Source organism: Sphingopyxis sp. OPL5 (assembly GCF_003797775.2).
Classification (GTDB): Bacteria; Pseudomonadota; Alphaproteobacteria; order Sphingomonadales; family Sphingomonadaceae; genus Sphingopyxis.
This window is the reverse complement of record NZ_CP060725.1, coordinates 4,114,301-4,135,558: the sequence shown is the minus strand read 5'-3', so window position 1 is coordinate 4,135,558 and position 21,258 is coordinate 4,114,301. Positions and strand designations below refer to the sequence as shown.

At 65.8% G+C, this 21,258-nt stretch carries 23 protein-coding genes; 13 read left to right on the top strand and 10 right to left on the bottom strand.

Annotation, left to right across the window (positions count from 1 at the left end; translation table 11 throughout):
• Position 1 precedes the first annotated feature (1 nt).
• From eno to EEB18_RS19880, 3 genes are read left to right on the top strand one after another with little or no spacing between them, the layout of a single operon-like run.
• Positions 2 to 1,297, top strand: a complete 1,296-nt coding sequence (eno, locus tag EEB18_RS19890) for a phosphopyruvate hydratase (RefSeq protein WP_187139957.1) — start codon at positions 2 to 4, stop codon at positions 1,295 to 1,297.
• The gene (locus EEB18_RS19885) at positions 1,294 to 2,214 is read left to right on the top strand and encodes an NAD(P)-dependent oxidoreductase (RefSeq protein ID WP_187139958.1); all 921 of its coding nucleotides are present in this window, start codon (positions 1,294 to 1,296) and stop codon (positions 2,212 to 2,214) included. The genes eno and EEB18_RS19885 overlap by 4 nt, the downstream gene beginning before the upstream one ends.
• A complete protein-coding gene (locus EEB18_RS19880; protein WP_187139959.1) occupies positions 2,214 to 2,906 on the top strand; it encodes an alpha/beta fold hydrolase in 693 nt (230 codons plus the stop codon). Before EEB18_RS19885 ends, EEB18_RS19880 begins: the two co-directional genes overlap by 1 nt.
• Before the next feature lie 88 nt (positions 2,907 to 2,994).
• Here the strand turns inward: EEB18_RS19880 and EEB18_RS19875 are convergent, their stop codons facing one another.
• Positions 2,995 to 4,152 carry a 5-methyltetrahydropteroyltriglutamate--homocysteine methyltransferase gene (locus EEB18_RS19875; RefSeq protein WP_410468114.1) on the bottom strand — a complete coding sequence of 386 codons (1,158 nt, stop codon included), beginning with the start codon at positions 4,150 to 4,152 and terminating at the stop codon, positions 2,995 to 2,997.
• Between EEB18_RS19875 and EEB18_RS19870 the strand changes: the two genes are divergently transcribed.
• The gene (locus EEB18_RS19870) at positions 4,133 to 5,695 is read left to right on the top strand and encodes a long-chain-fatty-acid--CoA ligase (protein ID WP_187139961.1); all 1,563 of its coding nucleotides are present in this window, start codon (positions 4,133 to 4,135) and stop codon (positions 5,693 to 5,695) included. The genes EEB18_RS19875 and EEB18_RS19870 overlap by 20 nt on opposite strands.
• A 49-nt stretch (positions 5,696 to 5,744) precedes the next feature.
• Here EEB18_RS19870 and EEB18_RS19865 read toward each other — a convergent pair whose 3' ends face one another.
• The 7 genes from EEB18_RS19865 to EEB18_RS19835 form a co-directional block, all read right to left on the bottom strand.
• Entirely contained in the window at positions 5,745 to 5,894 is a 150-nt protein-coding gene (locus EEB18_RS19865) for a hypothetical protein (protein WP_187669037.1), read from the bottom strand.
• Between the two features lie 119 nt (positions 5,895 to 6,013).
• Positions 6,014 to 6,607, bottom strand: a complete 594-nt coding sequence (locus EEB18_RS19860; protein ID WP_056347450.1) for a VOC family protein — start codon at positions 6,605 to 6,607, stop codon at positions 6,014 to 6,016.
• Positions 6,608 to 6,624: 17 nt separating this feature from the next.
• Complete coding sequence (locus EEB18_RS19855) at positions 6,625 to 7,242, bottom strand: glutathione S-transferase family protein (protein ID WP_187139962.1); 618 nt, start codon at positions 7,240 to 7,242, stop codon at positions 6,625 to 6,627.
• Positions 7,243 to 7,316: 74 nt separating this feature from the next.
• Positions 7,317 to 7,964: a carboxymuconolactone decarboxylase family protein gene (locus EEB18_RS19850; protein ID WP_056347445.1), complete on the bottom strand. Its 648-nt coding sequence runs from the start codon at positions 7,962 to 7,964 to the stop codon at positions 7,317 to 7,319.
• Between the two features lie 139 nt (positions 7,965 to 8,103).
• A complete protein-coding gene (locus EEB18_RS19845; RefSeq protein WP_187139963.1) occupies positions 8,104 to 8,502 on the bottom strand; it encodes a nuclear transport factor 2 family protein in 399 nt (132 codons plus the stop codon).
• 13 nt (positions 8,503 to 8,515) lie between these two features.
• Complete coding sequence (locus EEB18_RS19840) at positions 8,516 to 9,808, bottom strand: spinster family MFS transporter (protein ID WP_187139964.1); 1,293 nt, start codon at positions 9,806 to 9,808, stop codon at positions 8,516 to 8,518.
• Between the two features lie 104 nt (positions 9,809 to 9,912).
• Positions 9,913 to 12,282 (bottom strand): TonB-dependent receptor, encoded by a 2,370-nt coding sequence (locus EEB18_RS19835; protein ID WP_187139965.1) that lies wholly within the window; start codon positions 12,280 to 12,282, stop codon positions 9,913 to 9,915.
• Positions 12,283 to 12,372: 90 nt separating this feature from the next.
• On the opposite strand from EEB18_RS19835, the gene EEB18_RS19830 reads away from it, so the two are divergent.
• The 6 genes from EEB18_RS19830 (at position 12,373) to EEB18_RS19805 (ending at position 16,853) form a co-directional block, all read left to right on the top strand.
• Complete coding sequence (locus EEB18_RS19830; RefSeq protein ID WP_316248977.1) at positions 12,373 to 12,915, top strand: DUF3237 domain-containing protein; 543 nt, start codon at positions 12,373 to 12,375, stop codon at positions 12,913 to 12,915.
• Entirely contained in the window at positions 12,915 to 13,640 is a 726-nt protein-coding gene (locus EEB18_RS19825) for a glutathione S-transferase N-terminal domain-containing protein (RefSeq protein ID WP_187139967.1), read from the top strand. Before EEB18_RS19830 ends, EEB18_RS19825 begins: the two co-directional genes overlap by 1 nt.
• 166 nt (positions 13,641 to 13,806) lie before the next feature.
• A complete protein-coding gene (locus EEB18_RS19820) occupies positions 13,807 to 14,301 on the top strand; it encodes an ester cyclase (protein ID WP_187139968.1) in 495 nt (164 codons plus the stop codon).
• 73 nt (positions 14,302 to 14,374) lie between these two features.
• Positions 14,375 to 15,064, top strand: a complete 690-nt coding sequence (locus tag EEB18_RS19815; RefSeq protein WP_187139969.1) for a dioxygenase — start codon at positions 14,375 to 14,377, stop codon at positions 15,062 to 15,064.
• Between the two features lie 94 nt (positions 15,065 to 15,158).
• Positions 15,159 to 15,518 carry a hypothetical protein gene (locus tag EEB18_RS19810; protein WP_187139970.1) on the top strand — a complete coding sequence of 120 codons (360 nt, stop codon included), beginning with the start codon at positions 15,159 to 15,161 and terminating at the stop codon, positions 15,516 to 15,518.
• 111 nt (positions 15,519 to 15,629) lie between these two features.
• A complete protein-coding gene (locus EEB18_RS19805; RefSeq protein WP_222943118.1) occupies positions 15,630 to 16,853 on the top strand; it encodes a serine hydrolase domain-containing protein in 1,224 nt (407 codons plus the stop codon).
• An 85-nt stretch (positions 16,854 to 16,938) separates the two neighbouring features.
• Here the strand turns inward: EEB18_RS19805 and EEB18_RS19800 are convergent, their stop codons facing one another.
• Entirely contained in the window at positions 16,939 to 17,643 is a 705-nt protein-coding gene (locus EEB18_RS19800) for a glutathione S-transferase family protein (protein ID WP_056347428.1), read from the bottom strand.
• A 4-nt stretch (positions 17,644 to 17,647) separates the two neighbouring features.
• A complete protein-coding gene (locus EEB18_RS19795; RefSeq protein WP_187139971.1) occupies positions 17,648 to 18,811 on the bottom strand; it encodes a CaiB/BaiF CoA transferase family protein in 1,164 nt (387 codons plus the stop codon).
• Positions 18,812 to 18,953: 142 nt separating this feature from the next.
• Here EEB18_RS19795 and EEB18_RS19790 point away from each other — a divergent pair, with 142 nt between their 5' ends.
• The 3 genes from EEB18_RS19790 to kdsA all read left to right on the top strand — a co-directional run bounded on the left by EEB18_RS19790 (position 18,954) and on the right by kdsA (position 21,223).
• Positions 18,954 to 19,856, top strand: coding sequence for a hydroxymethylglutaryl-CoA lyase (locus EEB18_RS19790; RefSeq protein WP_410468113.1), 903 nt, complete (start codon positions 18,954 to 18,956; stop codon positions 19,854 to 19,856).
• Between the two features lie 106 nt (positions 19,857 to 19,962).
• Positions 19,963 to 20,337 (top strand): hypothetical protein, encoded by a 375-nt coding sequence (locus EEB18_RS19785; protein WP_187669035.1) that lies wholly within the window; start codon positions 19,963 to 19,965, stop codon positions 20,335 to 20,337.
• Between the two features lie 52 nt (positions 20,338 to 20,389).
• Positions 20,390 to 21,223, top strand: a complete 834-nt coding sequence (kdsA, locus tag EEB18_RS19780) for a 3-deoxy-8-phosphooctulonate synthase (RefSeq protein ID WP_187139974.1) — start codon at positions 20,390 to 20,392, stop codon at positions 21,221 to 21,223.
• The last annotated feature ends 35 nt before the right edge of the window (positions 21,224 to 21,258 follow it).

The following is a 21,258-nucleotide window of genomic DNA, read 5'->3' as shown; positions in this document are numbered from 1 at the left end:
AATGCCATCGCCTATAGCTTCCGTCACCGGCCGCCAGCTCTGGGATTCGCGCGGCCGCCCCACGGTCGAGGCTGAAGTCATCCTCGCCTCGGGCGCCGTCGGCCGCGCCATCGCCCCCGCAGGCGCCTCGCGCGGCGCGCATGAAGCGATTGACCTCCGCGATGGCGGCGCAGCGTTCGGCGGCTATGGCGTCAACCGCGCCGTGGCCGGCATCGGCGCCGAGATCGCCCCCGCGATCACCGGCATGGAGGCGCACGACCAGGCCGCGGTCGACGCCGCGCTCTGCGCGCTCGACAACACGCCGAACAAGGCGCGCCTCGGCGCCAACGCCGTCGTTGCGGTCTCGATGGCGGTGCTCCACGCCGCCGCCGCCGATGCGCGGCTGCCGCTATGGCGCTATCTTGCGGGCGACACGAAGGTCCGCATCCCGCTCCCCGAGATCCAGATTTTCGGCGGCGGCGCGCACGCCGGGCGGCGCACCGACGTGCAGGACTTCATGATCATGTGCCCCACAGCAGGCAGCTTCCGCCGCGCGCTCGAAATCACCGACGATGTCTACCGCGCTGCAGGCAGGCTGATGGAGGCGAAAGGCCCGCTCAGCGGCGTCGCCGACGAGGGCGGCTGGTGGCCCAATTTCGCGTCGAACGAGGATGCGCTCGACACGCTCACCAGGGCGATCGAGGCGAGCGGCCACCGCGCGGGCGAGGATGTCTTCATTTCGCTCGACATCGCCGCCAACGAACTCGGCGACGCCTCGGGCTACAGCCTCGCGCTCGACGACGGCCGCCTGACGAGCGAGGCGATGGCGGCGCGCATCGGCGAATGGGCGGGTCGCTATCCGATCCTGTCGATCGAGGATCCGGCGGGGCAGGACGACTGGACCGCGATGGCTGCCGTTACGGCCGCGATCGGCGACCGCGTCCAGATCATCGGCGACGATGTGCTCGTCACCAATGCCGAGCGCGTCGAACGCGCCGGCGACGCGGGGGTGTGCAACGCCGCGCTGATCAAGGTCAACCAGGTCGGCACCGTCACCGAGGCGAAGGCCGCGCTCGACGCCGCAGTCGCGCGCGGCTGGGGCGCGATCGTCTCGGCGCGATCGGGCGAGAGCGAGGACGTCACCATCGCGCATCTCGCGACCGGTTGGAACGCGGGGCAGCTCAAGGTCGGCAGCTTCACCCGTTCCGAACGCATGGCGAAGTGGAACGAAATGCTGCGCATCGAGGAGGCGATGGGCGCCGACGCGGTGTTCGCGGGCTTCTCGGCCTTCGCGGGCAGCATCGGCGCGGTCGCATGATCGTCCTCCACGCGCGTCCCAGCCCCGGTTTCCGCGACGCCGTCGACGCGATCTTCGGTCCGGGCGTCGTCACCCACGTCGACGAGGCCGAACCGCTCGACGCCGTCGCCCCCGACATCACCGCGCTGCTCCATGTGCTGACCCCGGTCACCCCCGACTTCATCGCTTCGGCGCCGAAGCTCAAACTGATCCAGAAACTCGGCGTCGGGGTGAACACCATCGCGCTCGATGCCGCCCGCGATCACGGCGCCGCGGTGTGCAACATGCCCGGCACCAACAGCCAGGCGGTCGCCGAAATGGCGCTGTCGCTGATGATGGCGGTGCTGCGCCGCACCTGCTTCTTCGACGCCCGCACCCGCGCCGGCGAAGGCTGGACCGCCGACCCGTCCGAACTCGATCAGGTAGGCGAGATCGGCGGGCGCACCATCGGCCTCGTCGGATTCGGCAATTCGGCCCAATTGCTCGCGCCCGCGCTGGCCGCGCTCGGCGCGAAGATCGTCTATGCGGCGCGCAGCAAGCGCGATGTGCCCTACCAATTCCTGCCGCTCGACGAACTGCTCGCCACCAGCGACATCGTCTCGCTGCACATGCCGCTAACCGACGAAACGCGCGCCAGCATCAATCCCTTCGCGATGAAAAAGGGCGCGGTGCTGGTGAACACCGCGCGCGGTGAACTCGTCGATGAAGCGAGGCTGGTCGAGGCGCTGACCAGCGGCCACCTCCGTGGCGCGGGCCTCGACGTCTTCGCCGAAGAGCCGTTGCCGCGCAGCAATCCATTGCTCGGACTGCCCAATGCCGTCCTCGCCCCGCACATCGCCTGGCTCACCCCCGAAACGCTTGTGCGCAGCCTGACGGTGGCGCACGAAAACTGCCGCCGCCTCGCCGCCGGCGAACCGCTCCTGCATCAGGTGGTCTAATGTCGCTCCCTATCGTCCTCATCACAGGCCAACTCCTGACCGACGCCGTATGGCAGCCGCTGCTCGACGCCTGGTCCGACCGCGAAATCATCGTCGCCGACAATCAGAGCGACGACACGATCAAGGGTTTCGCGCAGCGCCTCCTCGACAATGCCCCGCCCAAATTCGCGCTCGTCGCCCACGCCATGGGCGGCTTCATCGCCTTCGAAGTCATGCGCCGTGCGCCCGAGCGCGTCGCCAAGCTTGTGCTGATCTCGACGCTCGCTTCCGCCGACGGTCCCGCCCAGACCGCGCGGCGGCAGGGCTATATCGACCTCGTCGAGAGCGGCCAGTTCGAGCAAGTGGTCGAGGAACGCATCCCGATCCTCTTCCCCGAGGACAAGCGAAACCACGCCCACCTGCTCGGCATCGCGCGCCAGATGGCGTCCGACACCGGCGCCGCCACCTTTCTCGCCCAGCAGCGCGCGATCATGGCGCGCATCGACAGCCGCCCGCGCCTTGGCGAGATCGCGGTGCCGACCTTGCTGGTCTGGGGCGAAAAGGACGGCATCACCAGCCGCGCGCATCATGATGAAATACTGGACGCGATCCCCGGCGCACGGCTCGAGGTGATCGCGGGGGCCGGTCATCTGCCGACCGTCGAGGCGCCCGAGGTTGTGGTGCCGTTGCTGGCCGATTTCATCGACGCCTGACTTTCTGTCATCCCCGCGAAAGCGGGGACCCAGTGCGTGCATCGACTTAGCTAGCCCCTGGGTCCCCGCTTTCGCGGGGATGACAATATTATTTGAGCTCCCCCCGCACCAGCGCCGTCCCATCGACCATCGCCTTCAGCTTGGCCTGGCTATGCGCGCGGCTGTGATATTTCATCCCGCAATCGGGCGCGATCCACAGCCTCTCGGCGTCGACATAGCGCAAAGCCTCACGGATGCGCCCCGCAACCACCTCGGGCGTCTCCACCTCGGGGGTCGACAGGTCGAGCACGCCATACATGATCGTCTTGGTCGGCAGTTCGGCGAGGATCGCGGGGTCGAGCCCCGGCTGCGCCGCCTCGATCGAGATCACGTCGACGTTCGAGGCTTCGAGCTCGGCAAGGAAGTCATAGGCCTTGGGCTTTGGCCCCGTCGCGCCCGCGCCGTGATGCACCATCGCATAGCCGAAACAGATATGCAGCGCGGTCGTCCCGCCGACCCCGTCGAGCGCGCGGTTGATCGACTCGATCGCATAGGCATTGGCCTCCGCCGCGCGCGCCTGAAGATAGGGCTCGTCGAGCTGGACGACATCGACCCCCGCCGCGAACAGATCCTTCACCTCGGCATTGACCGCATCGGCATAGTCCATCGCGAGCGAGCGCGCGTCGGGATAATAGCCATTCTCGGCCTGCTGCGTCATCGTGAACGGGCCGGGCAGGGTGAGCTTCACCGGCTTGCTCGAATGGCGCCGCAGGAAGGCCGCATCCTGCGCCTCGATCGGCGCCACGCGGCGGATCGGGCCCGAGACGAGCGGCACCGGATTGGCGTTGCCGGTGCGGTCGATCGCCGTGCCATGCTTCTCGGTGTCGATGCCCGACAGCGCGGTCGCGAGCCGGTTCGAGTAACTTTCGCGGCGCATCTCGCCGTCGCCGACGATGTCGATGCCGATCTCTTCCTGGTCGCGGATCGCCATCAGCGTCGCGGCCTCCTGCGCATCGGCCAGCCAGGGTTCGGGGATGCGCCACAAGGTCTCGGCACGCACGCGCGGCGGCAGGCTTGCCTTCAGCCGTTCGCGGTCGATCAGCCAGTCGGGCTGGGGGTAGCTTCCGACGATTGTTGTCGGCAATAAGGGAAGTGGAGCCAAGGCTTGTCCTCTCGATTTTTTGCTGGCCAAGCATTTGCTTAGTATTCTATCTAATTCAAGAAAAATTGACCTTGGGGAGAGCGAAATGATCGATCTGGATGCCATCCGGACCTTGGCCCACATCCCGGGCGCGCAGGCACGCGTGCGCGGCGAGGCCGTCGCGGTGAAATATGGCGACCGCGAAACCAGCTTCGCCGACCTCGACAAGCGCTCGAACCGAGTCGCCAACGCGCTAATCGCCGCCGGCATCCAGCCCGGCGACCGCATCTCCGCGCTGACCAAGAACCATGATGCCTGGTATCCGCTCTTCTTCGGCACTGCGCTCGCACGCGCCTGTTTCGCCCCGATTAACAACCGGCTGGTGCCCGCCGAAGTCGGCTTCATCGTCGGCGATGCCGCGCCGAAGTTGCTCTTCGTCGGCGAGGATTTCTTCGACTGCGCGCTCGCCGCCGTCGCCGGTCTCGCCAACCCGCCGCGCCTCGTCGCGCTCTACGGCGAGCATCCGGCGTTCGAGCCATTCGACCAGTGGCTCGGTGACGCATCCGACAGCGGGCTGCCCGGCCCCGATCTCGCCGACGATGTCCTGCAACTCTACACCAGCGGCACCACCGGGCTGCCCAAGGGCGTCGTGCTGACCCACCGCAATTACCGTACCTTCCTTGAGGCGGCGACCGAGGTCGACGGCTTCGCTTATGGCGAGGACGAGACGGTGATGATCGTCATGCCGCTCTTCCACGTCGCGGGCACCAACGTCAGCTTCTCGGGGTTGGCGCAGGGCGGCCGCCTGCTGCTCGTCAAGGACTTCACTGCCAACGACGCGATCCAGATGCTCCGGCACGAGCGCGTCGCCCACGCCTTCCTCGCTCCCGCGATGATCCAGATGATGCTGATGCAGCCCTCGGCCGCCGCCGGCCGCTATCCCGCGCTCCGGTCGATCGCTTATGGGGCCTCGCCGATCGCCGAAGATGTGCTGCGCCGCGCGCGCGCGACCTTCGGCTGCGACTTCGTGCAATTCTATGGCATGACCGAATCCGCCGGCGGCGGCTCCTATCTCTCGCCCTCGGCACACGACCTGCCCGGCAAGCTCACCTCGTGCGGAAAGCCCTGGCCGGGGGTCGCGATGGCGATCCTCGACGGCGAGGGGAAGGAACTCGGTGACGGTGAGATCGGCGAGATCGCGATCCGCGGCGGCATCGTGATGAAGCAATATTGGAACCGCGGCCCCGCGACCGCAGAGACGCTTGCGGGCGGCTGGCTCCACACCGGCGACGTCGGCTACCGCGACGCCGACGGCTTCTACTTCGTCCACGACCGCATCAAGGACATGATCGTGTCGGGCGGCGAGAATATCTATCCGGCCGAGGTCGAAAGCGCGATCATGGGCTGCCCCGGCGTCGCCGACGTCGCGGTGATCGGCGTCCCCGACGCCAAATGGGGGGAGTCGGCGAAGGCGCTGATCGTCCCCGTCGCGGGCGCGGCCCCCGACCCCGCCGCCGTCATCGCCTGGGCGCGCAAGCGCATCGCCGCGTACAAGCTGCCCAAGAGCGTCGAGTTCATCGAAGCGCTGCCGCGCAACCCGTCGGGCAAGGTGCTCCGTCGCGAACTGCGCGCACCCTATTGGGAGGGCAAGGGCCGCGCGGTGGGGTGACGCCTAGTTGCCATCCCGGGGCAGGAATCTATGATTTCTCGAGCGGGCGCTAGCGGAGCAAATAGGAAATTAAGGCTACCGGCGTGCCGATCAATACTGCGCCGCCCAATACGGCCATGATCCAGGCTGCCGTCCGACCGTATCGGTCATCGACGTGCTCCACGATGGCTCGAACCAGGTCAACGATCGATGATTCCATGCCGCAACAATAGCAGTTGCATTGCGGCCCGCAATTGACCGTTTCAACTCCATCTGCCCCCCAAAAAAGAAGGCCCGACGCTCGCGCGCCGGGCCAAGGAGTGCTCCTGGGGAAGAGGTTTATTCGGCCGGCACCGGGGTGCGGCCGGTGATGAAGCCATCGCGGCGGGTGCCGTCGGCCTGCATCGGGTCGTGCGCGACGTCGCTGTCGTCGAATTCCTTGGTCCACGCCGCGAACTCGAGGCACACGCCGTCTGGATCGAAGAAATAGACCGAGCGCACGAACACGCCGGGATGCACTTCGGCGGCGATATTTGTCTCTGAATCATCGTGGTTCAGAACGCCCGAAACCTTGACGCCCTTTTCGACCAGCCGGTTGCAATAGGCATCGAACTTGTCGGCGGCGACGTTGATCGCGATATGGTTCATCGACCCGTGCGCCGACATGAAATTGCCCTCGCCGGGCAGCGCCTCGGGCGCCGAAATGCCGGGGACCGCTTCGGGTGCGTCCTTGAACCAGAAGAAGGCGAGGGCGTCGCCATTGCCGACGTCGAAGAAGAAATGCTGGCCGCGCCCGCCGGCGAGGTCGAGCGTCTTGATCAGCGGCATGCCGAGGATGTCGCGGTAGAATTCCACCGTCTTGGCCATGTCCTTGCACACCAGTGCCAGGTGGTTGACGCCGCGGAACTCGAATTCGGGGTTTGCTGCAGCCATTGTCCGTCTCCTTGCGCTTAGTTGGGATTGATGCCGGGGCGGCTTTTCATCCGCTCGTACCAGCTTGTGATGTTGGTAAAGGCCGGGTCGATCGGCTGGCCGACCCCGGCGCCGAAATCGAGGAAGGCGAACAGCATCAGGTCGGCGAGCGTCAACCGCTCGCCGGTGACGAAGCTGCGGCCCGCGATCTGGGCATCGACCCATTGGATACCGTCCTGCGCGATCGCTTTCAGCCCCGCCGCCGCTTCGGGCAGGCAGCGCATGCGCGGCTCGAACAGCGGCAGCCCTTCGGCGAAACGGAAGCCGTTGGTCAGCGGTTCGCAGATCTTGAGGTCGATGCGGCGCACCCACATGCGCGTGATCGCGCGCTCCTCCGCCGTCGATCCGATCAGCGTCGGTTCGGGAAATTTCTCGTCCAGATATTCGCAGATGGGGACGATCTCGGTCAGCACCGATCCGTCGTCGAGTGCGAGCGCGGGGGTCTGCCCCGCCGGATTGACCTCGACATTATACGGCGCCCGCCGGTTCTCGCCGCCGCGCAGGTCGATCGTGACCTGCGGCAGTTCGATGCCCTTTTCGGCCATGAACATGTTCACGACGCGTGGGTTGGGGCCGATGGAGTTATAATATTTCATGCCCATCCTCTCTTGGTCTGTTTATCACGCGCGCCGATAATCGTCAAGTTAATTGACGGTTATCGGCGCCGCGCTCATTGGCCCGCGGGCCGCGGCGCGCTGAGGAAGTCGGCGGCGCTGAAGCCTTCTGGCGCGGCGACCTCGACGATCGGATCCTCGCGCGCGTCATATTCCATGCGCAGCGCGCGGGTGATCACTGCGTGCATGTCGTAAAGGCAGGTGATGTAGGTGAATTCGAAAATCTGCTCGTCGTTCCAGAAGGTCTTGAGCTTGTCGAACACCTCGAGCGGTACGCGCCCGCTGGCCTGCGCGAGGCAGTCGGCATAGGCGAGCACGGTGCGTTCCTGTTCGTTGTAGCAATCGGCGACCTGCCAGTGCGCGATCGCCGCGATCTTCTCGTCGCTGACGCCGAGACCGCGCAGCGACTTGCAATGCTGCGAAAAGACGAACTGGCTGCCCTTGACCCAGCCCGCACGCGTCTGGCCGAGTTCGCGCAGCACCGGATCGATCGTGCGCGCGGGGTTGCGGTACACGGCGAAACCCTTGACCGCATGTTCGAAGATGTCGGGCGACAGCGCGAACACCGTCCACCAGTCGCCCGGCGTGCCGGTCGCGGTGCCGGGCTCGGCCACGGGGTCGCGGTCGCCGAACAGGCGGTTGTAATAGGCGAGAACGGTCTCGTCGGTGACTTCCGAGCGGGGAACCTGGCGCAGGACGGGCATGCTATACTCCTGAATAAAACTTGGAACTCAAAACTTCGTCATTGCGAGCGAAGCGAAGCAATCCAGAGCGGTTTACGCAGACTCTGGATTGCCGCGTCGCTTCGCTCCTCGCAATGACGAGCCATGACGAGGGCGTGCATCAAGCATTGGCGAACTTGCGGAATTCGGCGACATGCGCGCTGTCGAAATATTCGTCGAGCCGCGTGATCTTGCCGTTCTCGACCTTGCAGATGATCGCGCAGGGCAGGCGTACGGCGCCGTCGTCGTGGGTGCGGCGGCCCTTCAGCACATGCTGCTGGACGAAACCGCCGGGAAAGACCGTGAGCCGGCGCTCGGCATATTCGCGGTCCTTGATCCGCGCGACCATGCCGGTCAGCACTGCGGCGGTCTGCTCGGGCGTGCCGACCAGTTCGTCGGTGTTGTGCCAGATCTCGGCATCGGCCGCGAAGCTGTTCTTCATCGCGGCGATGTCGCCTTCCTCGATCGCGTCGAAGAAGCGCGTCGCCATCGTGCGGATGTCGTCCATTTCGGCCATCATCGCGTCTCCCTGTTCATTCCGCGAAATCCTTATCCAGATGCCGCGTCATCGCGAATTGCACGGCGCAGGCGGCGGCGGCGAACGGAATCAGCGCCATGATGCCCCAACGCAGACTTTCGACGCCATAGTCGGGTTTCAGCGTGTCGCTGACGAATCCGACGAACAGCGGGCCGAACCCCAGCCCGATGATGTTGAACATCAGCATCAGGATCGACGTGCCCGTCGCCCGCGCGCGCGGCGGCATCAGATTCTGCACCAGCGCCAGGGCGGGGGCGATGTAGAAGGTGCAGGCGGTCAGTGGGACGAGCATCAGCGCCAGCGCGAGCGGCCAGCTGTCGACCATCAGCGAGGCGATCAGCGACGGGATGAGGATCAGCGTCGCGATCGCCGGGACCTGGCCATAGGCGCGCGGCGAGGTGCGCGCGCGCCGGGCTACCAACCAGCCGCCGCCGAGCGTGCCGGCGGCAAAAGTAATCCCGGCGGCGGGGGCGAACCAGGTCCCCATCGCCGACAACGGCATGTCCTGCACCCGCATCAGATAGGCCGGAATCCAGTTGAGCATGCCATAGCTCACGAAAGCGGCGAGCGCCGTCGCCGGCAACAGCAGCATCAGCGAACCATAGGCTCGGAACAGCGCCATCGCCTTGGCAAAGGGGATCGGTTCGTCGCCCGCACCCTTGTCCATCTGGCCGCGCGCCGGTTCGCGCACCAGCCAGATCAGCAGCGGCGCGACGAGGATGCCGACCGCGCCGATCAGCAGAAAGGCGTTGCGCCAGCCGATCGTCGACGCGGCCCAGGCACCGAACGCGGCGCCGACGAAGACGCCGAAGGGGCCGTTGCAGGTGAACAGCGCCATCGCGATCGGCCGCTGGTGCGGGGGATAATAGTCGGCGAGGACCGAAACCGAGGGGGCGGTGCCACCCGCCTCGCCCGCGCCGACGCCGAACCGCATCAGGGCGAGTTGCCAGAAATTGGAGACCATCCCGCACGCCGCGGTGAAGACGCTCCACACCAGGCAGGCGATGCCGACCAGTTTGACGCGGTTCCAACGGTCGGCGAGGATGGCGACCGGTACGCCCATGCCGGCGTAAAAGAGCGCGAAGGCCAGCCCGGTGAGCAGCCCGAACTGGGTATCGCTGAGCGGGATGTCGACGCGGATCGGTTCGATCAGCATCGCGAGCAACTGGCGGTCGACGAAGTTGATCGTGCCGATGAGGAACAGCATGGCGAGGGCGATGTTGCGCCGCCCCGCAAGTCCGTGATCGGCGCCCGCGGGACCTCCGGCGAGAGTGGTAGCCTCAGTCATAACACTCCCCGAAGGCCGCCGATTCCGGACGGCTGAAAATATTCAAAGCTCGCGGTCCATCCGCATCGCGATGCCGCCGGACCGCGAGGCCCGGCGGCACGCCATCAGAAGCTCGCGCCAAGGGTCAGGCCAAAGGTCCGCGGGGCGTTGTAGAAGCGCTGGGTGAAGAACTGCGCCGTCGGCGTCAGCGCCGCGACATAGGTCTTGTTGGTCAGGTTCTTGCCCCACAGCATCGCGCGGAACCGTCCGTCTTCGCTTTCCCAGCCGATCGAGCCGTCGACCAGCGTGAAGTCGCCGGTCTTCCCCGCCAAATCATTGGCGACGGTCGAATAATAGGTGCTGCGATACGACATCGCGCCGCGCAGGTTGATGTTGCCGGCGCTGCCGAGCGGGATCGTATATTCCGCCGACAACTGCGTCTGCCACTTCGGCGCGCGGACCAGCTTTTTGCCGGTGTGATCGATGTCGACCAGATAGGTGCCGTTGGGCAGCGCGGTGACGTCGCCGCAGGTCGACGTCGGCGGCGTCGGGAAAGCCGAGGGGCCGTCGATATCGGCGCAGAAGCTGGTATATTTCGCGTCGAGATAGCCGACATTCGCCGACAGGCGGAAATTCTGCGTCGGCTTCAGCGTGGCTTCGAGTTCAAGCCCCTTGGTCGTCGCCGAACCGATGTTCAACTGCGCCGTTTCCTGCCCCGATGCGACATTGGGGTTGGGGAAGAAGACGCCGAATTCCAGCTGCTTGAACTTGGTGACGAAACCCGTGAGGTTGAGGCGGAGCAGGCGGTCGAAGAAATCGCCCTTGATCCCGGCCTCGAACAGGTTGGCGGTGTTGTCTTCCGTCGGCCCCGCAGTGGAGGTGGTCGCCGAGCGCGCGCCGAAGCCGCCGCCCTTATACCCCTGGCTGAAGCCCGCATAGAGCATCACATCGTCGGTCAGGCGATAGTCGAGCCCGGCCTTGAAGGTCATGCGATCGCGGTTGTAACCCAGCTTGAAGGCCTTGCCCGCCGCCAGGTTGGTGTTCGCGATCGCCTCCATTTCGGCGAGCGACTTGACCGTCGCGCGCGTCGAGAAAAAGGCGGGCGACAACAGGACGCCGGTGGGGTCGCGGAAATAATCCTTCGATTCCCAGCTCTGGCGCACGCCGAGCGTGATGTTCAGGCGGTCGGTGATGCCATAGATCGCCTGCGCGAACAGCGCCTTGGCGGTGTTGTCCTGCGCGACGAAGTCCTCGCTGCCGAAACGCAATGTCGGGGCGAGCAGCACCGGCAGCGTCGGGAAGGCCTGCGCCAGTTCAAAGCTCTGCTTCAGGAAATAGCCGCCGAACACCAGGCTCAGGCGTGACAGCGCGTCGGTGCGGTCCGAAAAATCGGACTGCAGGCGCAGTTCCTGGCTGAACTGGCGGTGCGACTGCAGGCGGAAGGTGGGGAAGAAGAAGACTTCGGACTGGTCGAAGTCGCTGTCGTTGAAATCGTCGGTCTCGATATAGCCGGTGATCGACTTGGCCTGCCACGACCCCATGTCGAGGCCGATGTTGCTGATCAGGCCGAGCTGGTCGGTGTCGTGATCGGCGGGGAAATCGCGTCCGATCGTATAGGCGCCGTCGTTCGGCTCTTCGAAGCGGAAAACCTGCCACAGCAACTGGTTCCGGTTCGGCGCGGTGTCGCCGCCCGGTGCGCTCGAACGGTCGCGGACGAGGAAGGCCTTGAGGTTGATGTCGAGATTGTCGGTCGGGGTGAACACCACCGTGCCGCGCAAGGTCAGCCGGTCCTGCCCGCCGATCTTCTTCCCGTTCAGGCGGTTGGTGAAATAGCCGTCATAGGTCTCTTTGTTCAGCACCAGCCGGACGGCGAGCGTGTCGCGAATGAGCGGCATATTGACCGCCGCGCGGGCATCCATCCGGCCATAGTTGCCGACGGTGACCTCGGTCTGGACGCCCCAGTCGCGGCCGGGATTCTTGGTATAGGCGGCGATGCCGCCGGCGAGCGAGTTCTTGCCGAAGGAGGTGCCCTGCGGCCCGCGCAGCACTTCGATGCGGTCGAGGTCGAAGGTGTCGAGCATCGTGGCGACCGGGCGCGTCACATAGACGCCGTCGATCGACACGCCGACCGGGCTTTCCTCGGTCGATTCGATGCCCTGCGCGCCGAGCCCGCGAATGAAGATCGCCGCCGAGTTGGAAAAGGTCGCGACGGGCTGGATGCTGACGTTCGGCGTCGAGGGCGCGAGGTCGGTGATGTCGCGTGCGGCGATCTTGGCGAGCGTCTGTTCGCCGAAGGCCGAAATCGCCTGCGGCACGTCCTGCAACGATTCATTGCGGAAACGGGCGGTGACGATGATCTCGTCGGTGCCGTTATCGGCCTCGGTCTCGGTCGTGTCGGCAGGGGCGGCGGCATCCTGTGCCATCGCCGGCGCGGCGTAGGTCAGCGTCGCGATCGATGCGACGCCTGCCAGCAGAATCTGGTTACGAAAATTCATTTTTACCCTCCCATTGAACGGTTGCTGGCGATACCGGACATGCGGGTCCGATCCGTCAATCTCATTGACCCTTAGTATACTAATGGTCTTATGCTTGTCCAGAGCCTCACAAGCAGGAGTCGAATGATGGAGCAGGATTTTTCAGCGGGTGTTCCCACGGGCCTTTCGAGCCGGTTTTTGTGCACCGTGGAGTTTGAGGTCGGTGGCGGAATCTTCGGCATCGGCGCGTCGCCGTTCGGCGATCAGCGCATCGGATATATCAGCGGCGGCCGTTTTTTCGGCCCACGAATCAACGGCATCGTCCTGCCCGGCGGCGGCAATTGGTCGCGCGGCGGTCGGCTGGCGTCGGGCGCCGCGGTCGGGACTTTCGATGCCCGCGCGGTGTGGCGGACCGATGACGGCGACCTCATCCAGCTCGGCTACAGCGGCCGCAGCGTCGTCCCCGACGATGTCCGCGCCGAATTTGCCGATCCCGCCGCGCCGCCGGTCGATTCGGCGCGCTATTATCTGCGAATCGCTCCGGTGTTCGAAACCGCGAGCGCGAAATACGACTGGCTCAACGGCCTCCTCGCCATCGGCGTCGGCGAGCGCACCGACTTCGGCGTCCGCCACCAGATCTACGAGGTGCTGTGATGATCGACCTTCATTATTCGGCGACCCCGAACGGGCAAAAGGTCGCGATCATGCTGGAAGAGATCGGCGCCGATTATCGGGTCATCCCCTATGACATCTTCAACGGCGACCAGCTCACCGCCGAATTCGGCCGCATTAACCCCAACCACAAGTTGCCGGCGATCGTCGACCGGGCGCCGGTGGACGGCGGCGATCCGGTCGCGGTCTTCGAATCGGGCGCGATCCTGCAATATCTTGCCGAAAAGAGCGGACGATTTCTGCCCGCGTCGGGCGCCGCGCGCGCTTCGACCCTGTCCTGGCTGACCTGGCAGATGGCGGGGCTGGGGCCGATGGGCGGGCAGGCGAGCCATTTCCTGCGCTATGCCCCCGCCGGACAGGATTATGCGATCGAGCGCTATACGAAGGAAGTGGCCCGCCTGCTCACCGTCCTCGAAAAGCGGTTGGAAAAATCCCCATATGTCGCCGGCGACGATTACGGCATCGCCGACATGGCGATCTGGCCCGGCCGCGCCTCGGCCTTCGTCATGGGCATGGGCCTCGACGACTGGCCCGCGACGCGCGGCTGGTTCGAACGCATCGGCCAGCGCCCCGCCGTCGCCTGCGCCATGGCGCGCGAGGATCTGAAGCCACCCGCCAAATATCTCGGCCGCCACCAGACACTCGACGAGACCGAATGGTCGAACATGTTCGGCGACGCCAACCGCGCGGCGGTGCAGGGCGATTGAGAAGCGAGCGTGGCCCGCTCCACCAGTCGGATGTCATGCTCGGGGGCCGGGCCTTTCGATTTCCAGCCATCGCGGGGCGCCTGAAGCACCGTCTTGACTGGGCGATCATTCAGGCTTCCTATCCGGAACAGCCCATTCCCGGCGGTCTGAATCGAGGGAGTCGAACATGCGCCTATCTCAAAAAACCCGTAACCTGCTGATGCTTGCGGCGTCGCTGTCGATCGCGGCGTGTTCGGCCCCTAAAACGTCCGACAAGGCCGGCGGCTCGGCGACCGCCGATGAGACCGGCCGCACCGAAGAGCAGCAGCGCAATCTCGCCAATTTCGACGATCTCGATTTCCGCGTGTACAGCGGGCAGAAATGGGATGAGTTCAACAAGAGCCATGCCGAGGACATTCTGGTTCACTATCCTGACGGATCGACGACGACCGGCATCGCCGACCACCTCGTCAAACTGAAACCGCAGTTCGCCTTTGCTCCCGACACCAGGATTGCGGAGCATCCGATCAAGCTCGCGGACGGGAAATACACCGCGGTGCAGGGCATCATGACCGGGACCTTCACGAAACCGATGGACCTCGGCGGCGGCAAGACGCTCCAACCCACCGACAAGAAATTCGTGCTGCCGATGATGACCGTCGGGCGGTGGAAAATGGCCTGATGAAGGAGGAATGGCTGTTTTGGGACAATGCCTCGTTCATGGCGCAGATCGGCGCGACCTGACGGGCCGTCCGATGGATATGATGCCCGCCCTGTTCATCGGCCATGGCAGCCCGATGAACACACTCGAATTGAACGGCCATACGCGCGCCTGGCGCCGGCTGGGGAAGGCCTTGCCGCGACCGCGCGCGCTATTGGTCGTCTCGGCGCATTGGTTCATCGGGGCGACTGCCGTCACCGCGATGGCACGCCCCCGCACCATCCATGATTTTTACGGCTTCCCCGACGTTCCGGTCGTGCAACTGTCGATCAACGCGCTCCAGCCGATGGACTATCATCTGGAATTGGGCAGCCGGCTATCGGCGTTGCGCGGGCAGGGCGTCATGATCGTTTCGAGCGGCAATGTCGTTCACAACCTCCGCAAGATCGATCGGCACAATCCGGATGGCGGAACCGATTGGGCGCAGCGGTTCGACGATGCCGTTGTCGACCAGATGATGCGCGATCCGGGCGGCATCTTGAATGTCCTCCAGCATCCGGATTACGACCTCGCGGTTCCCACGCCCGATCATTTCATTCCGCTCCTCCATGCCGCCGGCCTCGCCGCGGCGGGGGGCGGGGCCGCGCCGCTCCTGCGCGGCTATGCGATGGGATCGCTATCCATGACCTGTTACGGCGTTGGCACGGAGAGCCTGCCGTGCGAAGAGGCCGCAGGGAGCGCGACGATGCCCGAAGGGGTTCCGGCCGACCAGACCAATATTTAGGCAGGCGTCATGCTGCTGTCGATTTGGACCGCGGGCAAAGGCTCGTGCGTCGCCAAAGCACGGAGATTGGCGCCGACAAGGCTTGGAGTAAGCGATGAACGATCCGTCAAAAGCGTGGAATGGCGAGCAGGTCCGGAAATGGCTGGACCGGCGGTTTGAGGCTTCGAGGCTCGATCAGGCGGCAGCGGACCGGCGCGGGTATGAGGCACAGGACGACTATGACAAGGCGGCCGCCGAGGAATGGGTCTGCCGTGCCCTGATCGCCGCGCATTGCAGCGATGAGCAGAGTGCCTTCGCTGCGCAGATCAAGAAACTGGTCGGGCAGGAAGACTATCGGGCGACGGGCATCTATGACGACGCGCGGTTCCAGCGCCATGTTCGCGGTCAACTCAGGAAACTGGCAAAGATGACCAAGGCGAATGAGGGGTTCGAAAAGACGCTGCGCTATCAATGAGCGAGATGATCGATTGGAAGTGGAAACCGATGAAGCTTTTGTCCTGTCTGTTCGCCGTGGCGCTCACCTGATGCGCTGGCTGGGCGGCGAACAAAGATGAGTGGCGGAACGATGCCCGGACGGCGGGCGGTGCTGGTCGGATCGGCGGCGCTGATCGCCGGCGGCGCGGCGCCCGCCCGCGCCGGAACTGGCGGGCAATGCCCGGACGGCAACGCCGCCTGGATCCCGCCCGAGGAACTGGTCGCGGACCTTCCGCGTCTCATGCGGATCGCCGGGGTGCCCGGCGCCGCCATCGCGGTCGTGGATCGCGGGATGCTGGCCTGGAGCCACAGCTTCGGCGTCAAAAACATCCTCACCCGCGACCCGGTGCGCGAGGATACGCTGTTCGAAGCCGCGTCGATGACCAAGCCTGTCTTCGCCTATGTCGTGATGCGGCTGGTCGATGAAAAGCGCCTCGATCTCGATACGCCGCTCGTCGCCTATCGCCGGCCGGAGAATTTGGGCGATGACCCGAATCTCGAGCGCATCACGGCCCGGCATGTGCTGGAACATTCGACGGGCTTGCCCAACTGGGCCTCCGAGCCGCTGGTCACGAGCAGCGCGCCCGGATCGATTTACACCTATTCCGGCGAAGCCTTCATCTGGCTCCAGCTGGTTGTCGAGACCATCATGGGAATGGGTCTCGGCAGCGTGATGCGGGCGAAACTGTTCGACCCGGCCGGGATGTCCCACAGCAGCTTTGGCTGGGACGAAGCCATCGCAAAGTCGGCGGTCTTCGGCCATTCCGAACCTCCGGAAGGCGAGCAGGTGCTTCCGCCCCAGCCCACCCGCGAACTGGGCGACCGGCTGCTACGGGTCGCGAAAAAGCGGGGCAAGCCGATCGCAACCTGGACCTATGAGGATTCGGTCGCCGCGATGCGAGAGACGGATCCCAAGACGCCGCCATCGACCCACGACCTGCTGGTCAATTCGGCGGGCGGGCTGCTGATGACCGCGTCCGACTATGCGACGTTCATGGCGCTCATGATGGACCGGCCGACGCGGGCGGCGTGGGAGATCAGTGACACGACGCAGCGGGCGATGCTCACCCCCCGGCTCGACGTGCGCGGGCGCGACATTTCGCGGGGGCTGGGCTGGGAACTCGAACAATCCCCGGCGGGCCTGCTGTTCCAGCACAGTGGCAGCAACTACGGGATCTTCAAAACCATGGGCGTCGGCGATCCCCGTAACGGACGCGCGATCGTCGTCTTCACCAATGCCGTGAACGGAAATGCGCTCGCGGCCCGAATCCTTCGGCAGGCGACGGGAATCGACCGGTTGAAGTCGCTGATCTGATCGGTGCGGCAACCGGATCGAGAGCGCGAGCGACCAGGTCGTCTTCCGCGCTCCGTCCGGCATCGCGATCCATCCCCCGGCGGCGCTACCGCGCCTGATGCTGCCGGTCGCCCCACAGGATCGCGCGATGCTCGTCGGTAAATCCGGTCAGCCCGCCCTCGATCGTCTCGGCGCGGGCGACGCCGACGGTCATGCCCTCGGCGACCGCGGGCCGTTCGAGCATCGCCGCGCCCCAGCGCTCGACATGGGGGAAACGCCCCGCCTTGTCGATCAGCTGGCGACGCAAATAGGGCAGGGTGGCCATGTCGGCGATCGTATAATCCTCGCCGGCCAGCCAGGTCGCTTCGCCCAGCCTTTTGTCGAGCACCATCATCAACCGGTCGACCTCGCGGCTGTAGCGCGCGATGGCATAATCGTGCCGATCCTTGGCGTAATGGGTGAAATGCACTTCCTGCCCGAACATCGGCCCGACGCCGGAGACCTGGAACATCAGCCACTGCCAGCAGGTCGCGCGCTTCACCGGATCGGTCGGCACGAAGCGGCCGGTCTTTTCGGCGAGATAGAGCAGGATCGCGCCGGTCTCCCACAGCACGAAGCGCTCGCCGCCGGGACCGTCCTCGTCGACGATCACCGGCGTCTTGTTGTTCGGGTTGAGCGCAAGGAATTCGGGGGTCAGCTGGTCGCCCGCGAGGATATCGATATATTCGAGCCGCCAGGGCAGCCCCATCTCCAGCAGTGCGATCGCGATCTTGCGCGCATTGGGGGTGGCGCCGCCATAGAGGGTGATCATCGTCTCAACCCTCGCGTCCGAGCCAGCGCTTCAGCACATCGTCCGTATCCTGTCCGACGACCAGCGGGGCAGGCCGGCGGACGCTGCCCGGCGTGCCCGACAGCTTGGGGAAGACTCCCTGCATGCGGATTTCGCCGAGCTCGGCGTCGGGCACCGTGACCAGCGCGTCGCGCGCGGCGAAATGCGGGTCGGCCAGCATGTCCTCGGCATCGAATACGCGTCCGGCGGGAACGCTCGCCTCGACCATCTTCGCCTCGAGCTGCTCGATCGTCAGCGTGGCCGTCCATTCGCCGATCAGCGCGTCGAGCTCCTCCTGCCGCACCCCGCGCGCGCGGTGCGTCGCATAGCGTTCGTCGTCCGCGAGTTCGGGGCGGCCCATCGCCGCGGCGAGCCGCGCGAAGACGCCGTCCTGATTGGCGCCGATCAAATATTCGCCATCGCTGCACGGATAGACGTTCGACGGCGCGATCCCGGGCAGCGTCGAACCGGTGCGGCGGCGCTTGGTGCCGCTCGCCGAATAATCCGACACCGTCGATTCCATCACCTGCAGCACCGCTTCGTACAGCGCCGAATCGACGATCTGGCCTTCACCGGTCTTGCTGCGGTGGTGCAGCGCGGCGAGCGCGCCCATGCAGCCGTAAGTGGCGGCGAGGGTATCGCCGATCGACACCCCCATGCGCGCGGGGGGCAGGTCGGGATAGCCGACGATGCCGCGCCACCCGCCCATCGCCTCGCCGATGCCGCCAAAGCCGGCGCGCGACGAATAGGGGCCCGTCTGGCCGTAGCCCGACACGCGCACGACGATCAGCCCGGGGTTGGTCTTGCGCAGCACCTGCGGGTCGAGGTTCCATTTCTCGAGCGTGCCGGGCCGGAAATTCTCGATCAATATGTCGGCCTTGGCGATCAGCTCGCGGGCGAGGGCCTGGCCTTCTTCGCTGCGCAGGTCGACCGCGACCGAATATTTGTTGCGCGCGATGACGCGCCACCAGCTCGGCTTGTCACCCTGGCCCCAGTTGCGCATCTGGTCGCCGCCGACCGGCGGCTCGAGCTTGACGATCTCGGCGCCCATGTCGCCGAGCAACTGGCCGCAAAAGGGGCCGGCGATCAGCTGCCCCATCTCGACGACCTTCAACCCTTCCAGCGCTCCCCCGCTGCTCGCTTCCGTCATATCATTCCCTTCGGGCGTCTCTTTAGCCTAGGAAGGGGACCGCGCGCGGCCCGACATCCTCAATCCCTATGGCCATGATATACTTAGAATGCTATGCAATTATCAACTGCAATCTCGGATATGCGCGAAGATAGGCAAAATCGTGAAGCAAACCAGCATCGAAATCGTCGAAGTCGGCCCCCGCGACGGCCTGCAAAATGAAGCACTTGCGGTCGCCACCGCCGACAAGCTCGCGCTGATCGACCGCGCGATCGGTTACGGCGCGCGCCGCATCGAAGTGACGAGCTTCGTCAATCCCAAGAAGGTGCCGCAACTGGCCGATGCGGAGGAATTGGTGGCGCAGCTCCCCGACCGCGCCGACGTCACCTATATCGGCCTCGTCCTCAACCGCCGCGGCGCCGAACGCGCCATCGCGACCGGTCGCATCGACGAACTTGGCGCCGTGTGCGTGACCAGCGACAGCTTCGGCATCCGCAACCAGGGCCAGACGTCCGACGAAGCGCTCGCCGCCGCGATGGACATCGTCGCGCTTGCGAAATCGGCGGGCCGCAGCGGTCAGATCACCATCGCCACCGCCTTCGGTTGCCCGTTCGAGGGCGAGATCGCGATTGACCGCGTCGTCGAAATGGCCAAGCGCGCCGCCGATGCGGCGCCGCGCGAGATCGCGCTCGCCGACACGATCGGTGTCGGGGTGCCGTCGCAGGTCGCCGACATGGTCGGCCGCGTCCGCGAAGCGGTCGGCGGGTTGCCCGTTCGTGTCCATTTCCACAACACCCGCAATACCGGCCTCGCCAATGTCTGGGCGGCGGTTGCCGAAGGCGCCGCGACCGTCGATGCGTCGCTCGGCGGGCTCGGCGGCTGCCCCTTCGCGCCGGGCGCCGCGGGCAATGTCCCGACCGAGGACGTCGTCTATTTGCTCGAACGCGGCGGGGTGGCTACGGGGCTGGACCTGCCCGCGATCGTCGACGCTGCGACCTGGTTTACCGGCGTCATGGGCCGCGCGTTGCCGGCAATGGTCAGCAAGGCGCCCGCTTTCCCGGGTTGATCCGGTCGTCGGCGGGCAGGGGCCAGCGCGGCGCCGTTGTCTGTCCGGGTCTTCCGGTCTAACAGGGGGCATGGGTCAAATCTTCGATATCCCTCGCTTTCTGCGCATGACGGCGTCGCTGCTCCTGTTGGGAATGGCGGGCTGTCACGGGCTCGACAAAAGCCAGACCGTCGCCGCTGCGGCCGAAACCCCGAATTCCGCGACCGCTGCCGCTGCGGCTTGCCCGCCCGACGGCAAGCGGGCAGCGGGCGGCAAGGCGGAACCCGGTGCGCGTTTTGCCTGTTACGCCGACGCCGGCAAGGCCTGCGCCAGCGGCAGCGAGTGCGCCGGCGATTGCCTCGTCCCGAACGACCGCGCTTCGCGCATCCTGCAGCCGGGGCAACAGGTCGTGGGTCGCTGCCAGGCCACCGCCAGCCCCTTCGGTTGCCGGGCTACCGTCGAAAATGGCCGCGTCGCGGCACCATGGGTTTGCCGTGACTGATACGCTCGCTGGAAAGCGGGACATAACCCGCCCCGAAGAATCGCTCGCCGCTATGGCCGACGGGTTTTTCCTGATCGCCGGACCCTGCGTCGTCGAAACGCCCGCGATCATGGACGAGATCGCCGATATGCTGGTCGCGATCCGTGATCGGTTCGGGATTCCCGTCGTCTTCAAGGCGTCGGCGCTCAAGGCCAATCGCAGTTCGTCCGAATCCTATCGCGGACCGGGCTGGACAAACGGACTCGCGCAGCTCGCCGCGATACGCGAACGCACCGGACTCCCGGTCCTCACCGACATTCACGAAACCGCCGACGCCGCCGAAGCCGCGGCGGTCATCGATATCGTCCAGATTCCCGCGCTGCTTTCGCGCCAGACCGCGCTCGTCGAAGCGGCCGCGCTGACCGGCAAGCGGATGCTTGTCAAAAAGGGCCAGTTCATGGCCGGTTCCGACATGGCGCAGGTGCTGGCGAAGATCGATCGCGCGAGGATGCAGGCCGGGGTGCCGTCGCTTCCGACGATCGTCTGCGAACGCGGCAACATCTTCGGCTACCAGAATATCGTCGCCGACATGCGAAACCTCGCGATCATGCGGGCGCCGGGCGTCGCCGTCGCTTTCGATGCCGCGCACACCGTGCAACTGCCGTCGTCGCAGGGGGCGATGTCGGGCGGGCAGCCGCAATTTTCGCCGTTGCTGGCGCGCGCTGCGGTCGCTGCGGGCTGCGACGGCCTGTTTATCGAGGTCCACCCCGACCCGGCGTCGGCATCGTCCGATCCGGCGACCTCGTTGCCGCTTCGCCATTTGCTCGCATTGGTCGGACAATGCGTCGCGCTTCACCGGCTGGTTCGCGACGGGCAAATGCTTGACCTCGATGACAGCCTAATCTAGCGCCGAACAAGGGGTTTTTACTGGCTGGGTGTCGA

What these genes read in the sequence shown, in the direction of transcription:
- eno (WP_187139957.1), top strand. Translation starts at nt 2, where the DNA reads ATGCCATCGCCTATAGCTTCCGTCACCGGCCGCCAGCTCTGGGATTCG.
- EEB18_RS19885 (WP_187139958.1), top strand. Translation starts at nt 1,294, where the DNA reads ATGATCGTCCTCCACGCGCGTCCCAGCCCCGGTTTCCGCGACGCCGTC.
- EEB18_RS19880 (WP_187139959.1), top strand. Translation starts at nt 2,214, where the DNA reads ATGTCGCTCCCTATCGTCCTCATCACAGGCCAACTCCTGACCGACGCC.
- EEB18_RS19870 (WP_187139961.1), top strand. Translation starts at nt 4,133, where the DNA reads ATGATCGATCTGGATGCCATCCGGACCTTGGCCCACATCCCGGGCGCG.
- EEB18_RS19875 (WP_410468114.1), bottom strand. Translation starts at nt 4,152, where the DNA reads ATGGCATCCAGATCGATCATTTCGCTCTCCCCAAGGTCAATTTTTCTT.
- EEB18_RS19865 (WP_187669037.1), bottom strand. Translation starts at nt 5,894, where the DNA reads ATGGAATCATCGATCGTTGACCTGGTTCGAGCCATCGTGGAGCACGTC.
- EEB18_RS19860 (WP_056347450.1), bottom strand. Translation starts at nt 6,607, where the DNA reads ATGGCTGCAGCAAACCCCGAATTCGAGTTCCGCGGCGTCAACCACCTG.
- EEB18_RS19855 (WP_187139962.1), bottom strand. Translation starts at nt 7,242, where the DNA reads ATGAAATATTATAACTCCATCGGCCCCAACCCACGCGTCGTGAACATG.
- EEB18_RS19850 (WP_056347445.1), bottom strand. Translation starts at nt 7,964, where the DNA reads ATGCCCGTCCTGCGCCAGGTTCCCCGCTCGGAAGTCACCGACGAGACC.
- EEB18_RS19845 (WP_187139963.1), bottom strand. Translation starts at nt 8,502, where the DNA reads ATGATGGCCGAAATGGACGACATCCGCACGATGGCGACGCGCTTCTTC.
- EEB18_RS19840 (WP_187139964.1), bottom strand. Translation starts at nt 9,808, where the DNA reads ATGACTGAGGCTACCACTCTCGCCGGAGGTCCCGCGGGCGCCGATCAC.
- EEB18_RS19835 (WP_187139965.1), bottom strand. Translation starts at nt 12,282, where the DNA reads ATGAATTTTCGTAACCAGATTCTGCTGGCAGGCGTCGCATCGATCGCG.
- EEB18_RS19830 (WP_316248977.1), top strand. Translation starts at nt 12,373, where the DNA reads ATGCTTGTCCAGAGCCTCACAAGCAGGAGTCGAATGATGGAGCAGGAT.
- EEB18_RS19825 (WP_187139967.1), top strand. Translation starts at nt 12,915, where the DNA reads ATGATCGACCTTCATTATTCGGCGACCCCGAACGGGCAAAAGGTCGCG.
- EEB18_RS19820 (WP_187139968.1), top strand. Translation starts at nt 13,807, where the DNA reads ATGCGCCTATCTCAAAAAACCCGTAACCTGCTGATGCTTGCGGCGTCG.
- EEB18_RS19815 (WP_187139969.1), top strand. Translation starts at nt 14,375, where the DNA reads ATGGATATGATGCCCGCCCTGTTCATCGGCCATGGCAGCCCGATGAAC.
- EEB18_RS19810 (WP_187139970.1), top strand. Translation starts at nt 15,159, where the DNA reads ATGAACGATCCGTCAAAAGCGTGGAATGGCGAGCAGGTCCGGAAATGG.
- EEB18_RS19805 (WP_222943118.1), top strand. Translation starts at nt 15,630, where the DNA reads ATGCCCGGACGGCGGGCGGTGCTGGTCGGATCGGCGGCGCTGATCGCC.
- EEB18_RS19800 (WP_056347428.1), bottom strand. Translation starts at nt 17,643, where the DNA reads ATGATCACCCTCTATGGCGGCGCCACCCCCAATGCGCGCAAGATCGCG.
- EEB18_RS19795 (WP_187139971.1), bottom strand. Translation starts at nt 18,811, where the DNA reads ATGACGGAAGCGAGCAGCGGGGGAGCGCTGGAAGGGTTGAAGGTCGTC.
- EEB18_RS19785 (WP_187669035.1), top strand. Translation starts at nt 19,963, where the DNA reads ATGACGGCGTCGCTGCTCCTGTTGGGAATGGCGGGCTGTCACGGGCTC.
- kdsA (WP_187139974.1), top strand. Translation starts at nt 20,390, where the DNA reads ATGGCCGACGGGTTTTTCCTGATCGCCGGACCCTGCGTCGTCGAAACG.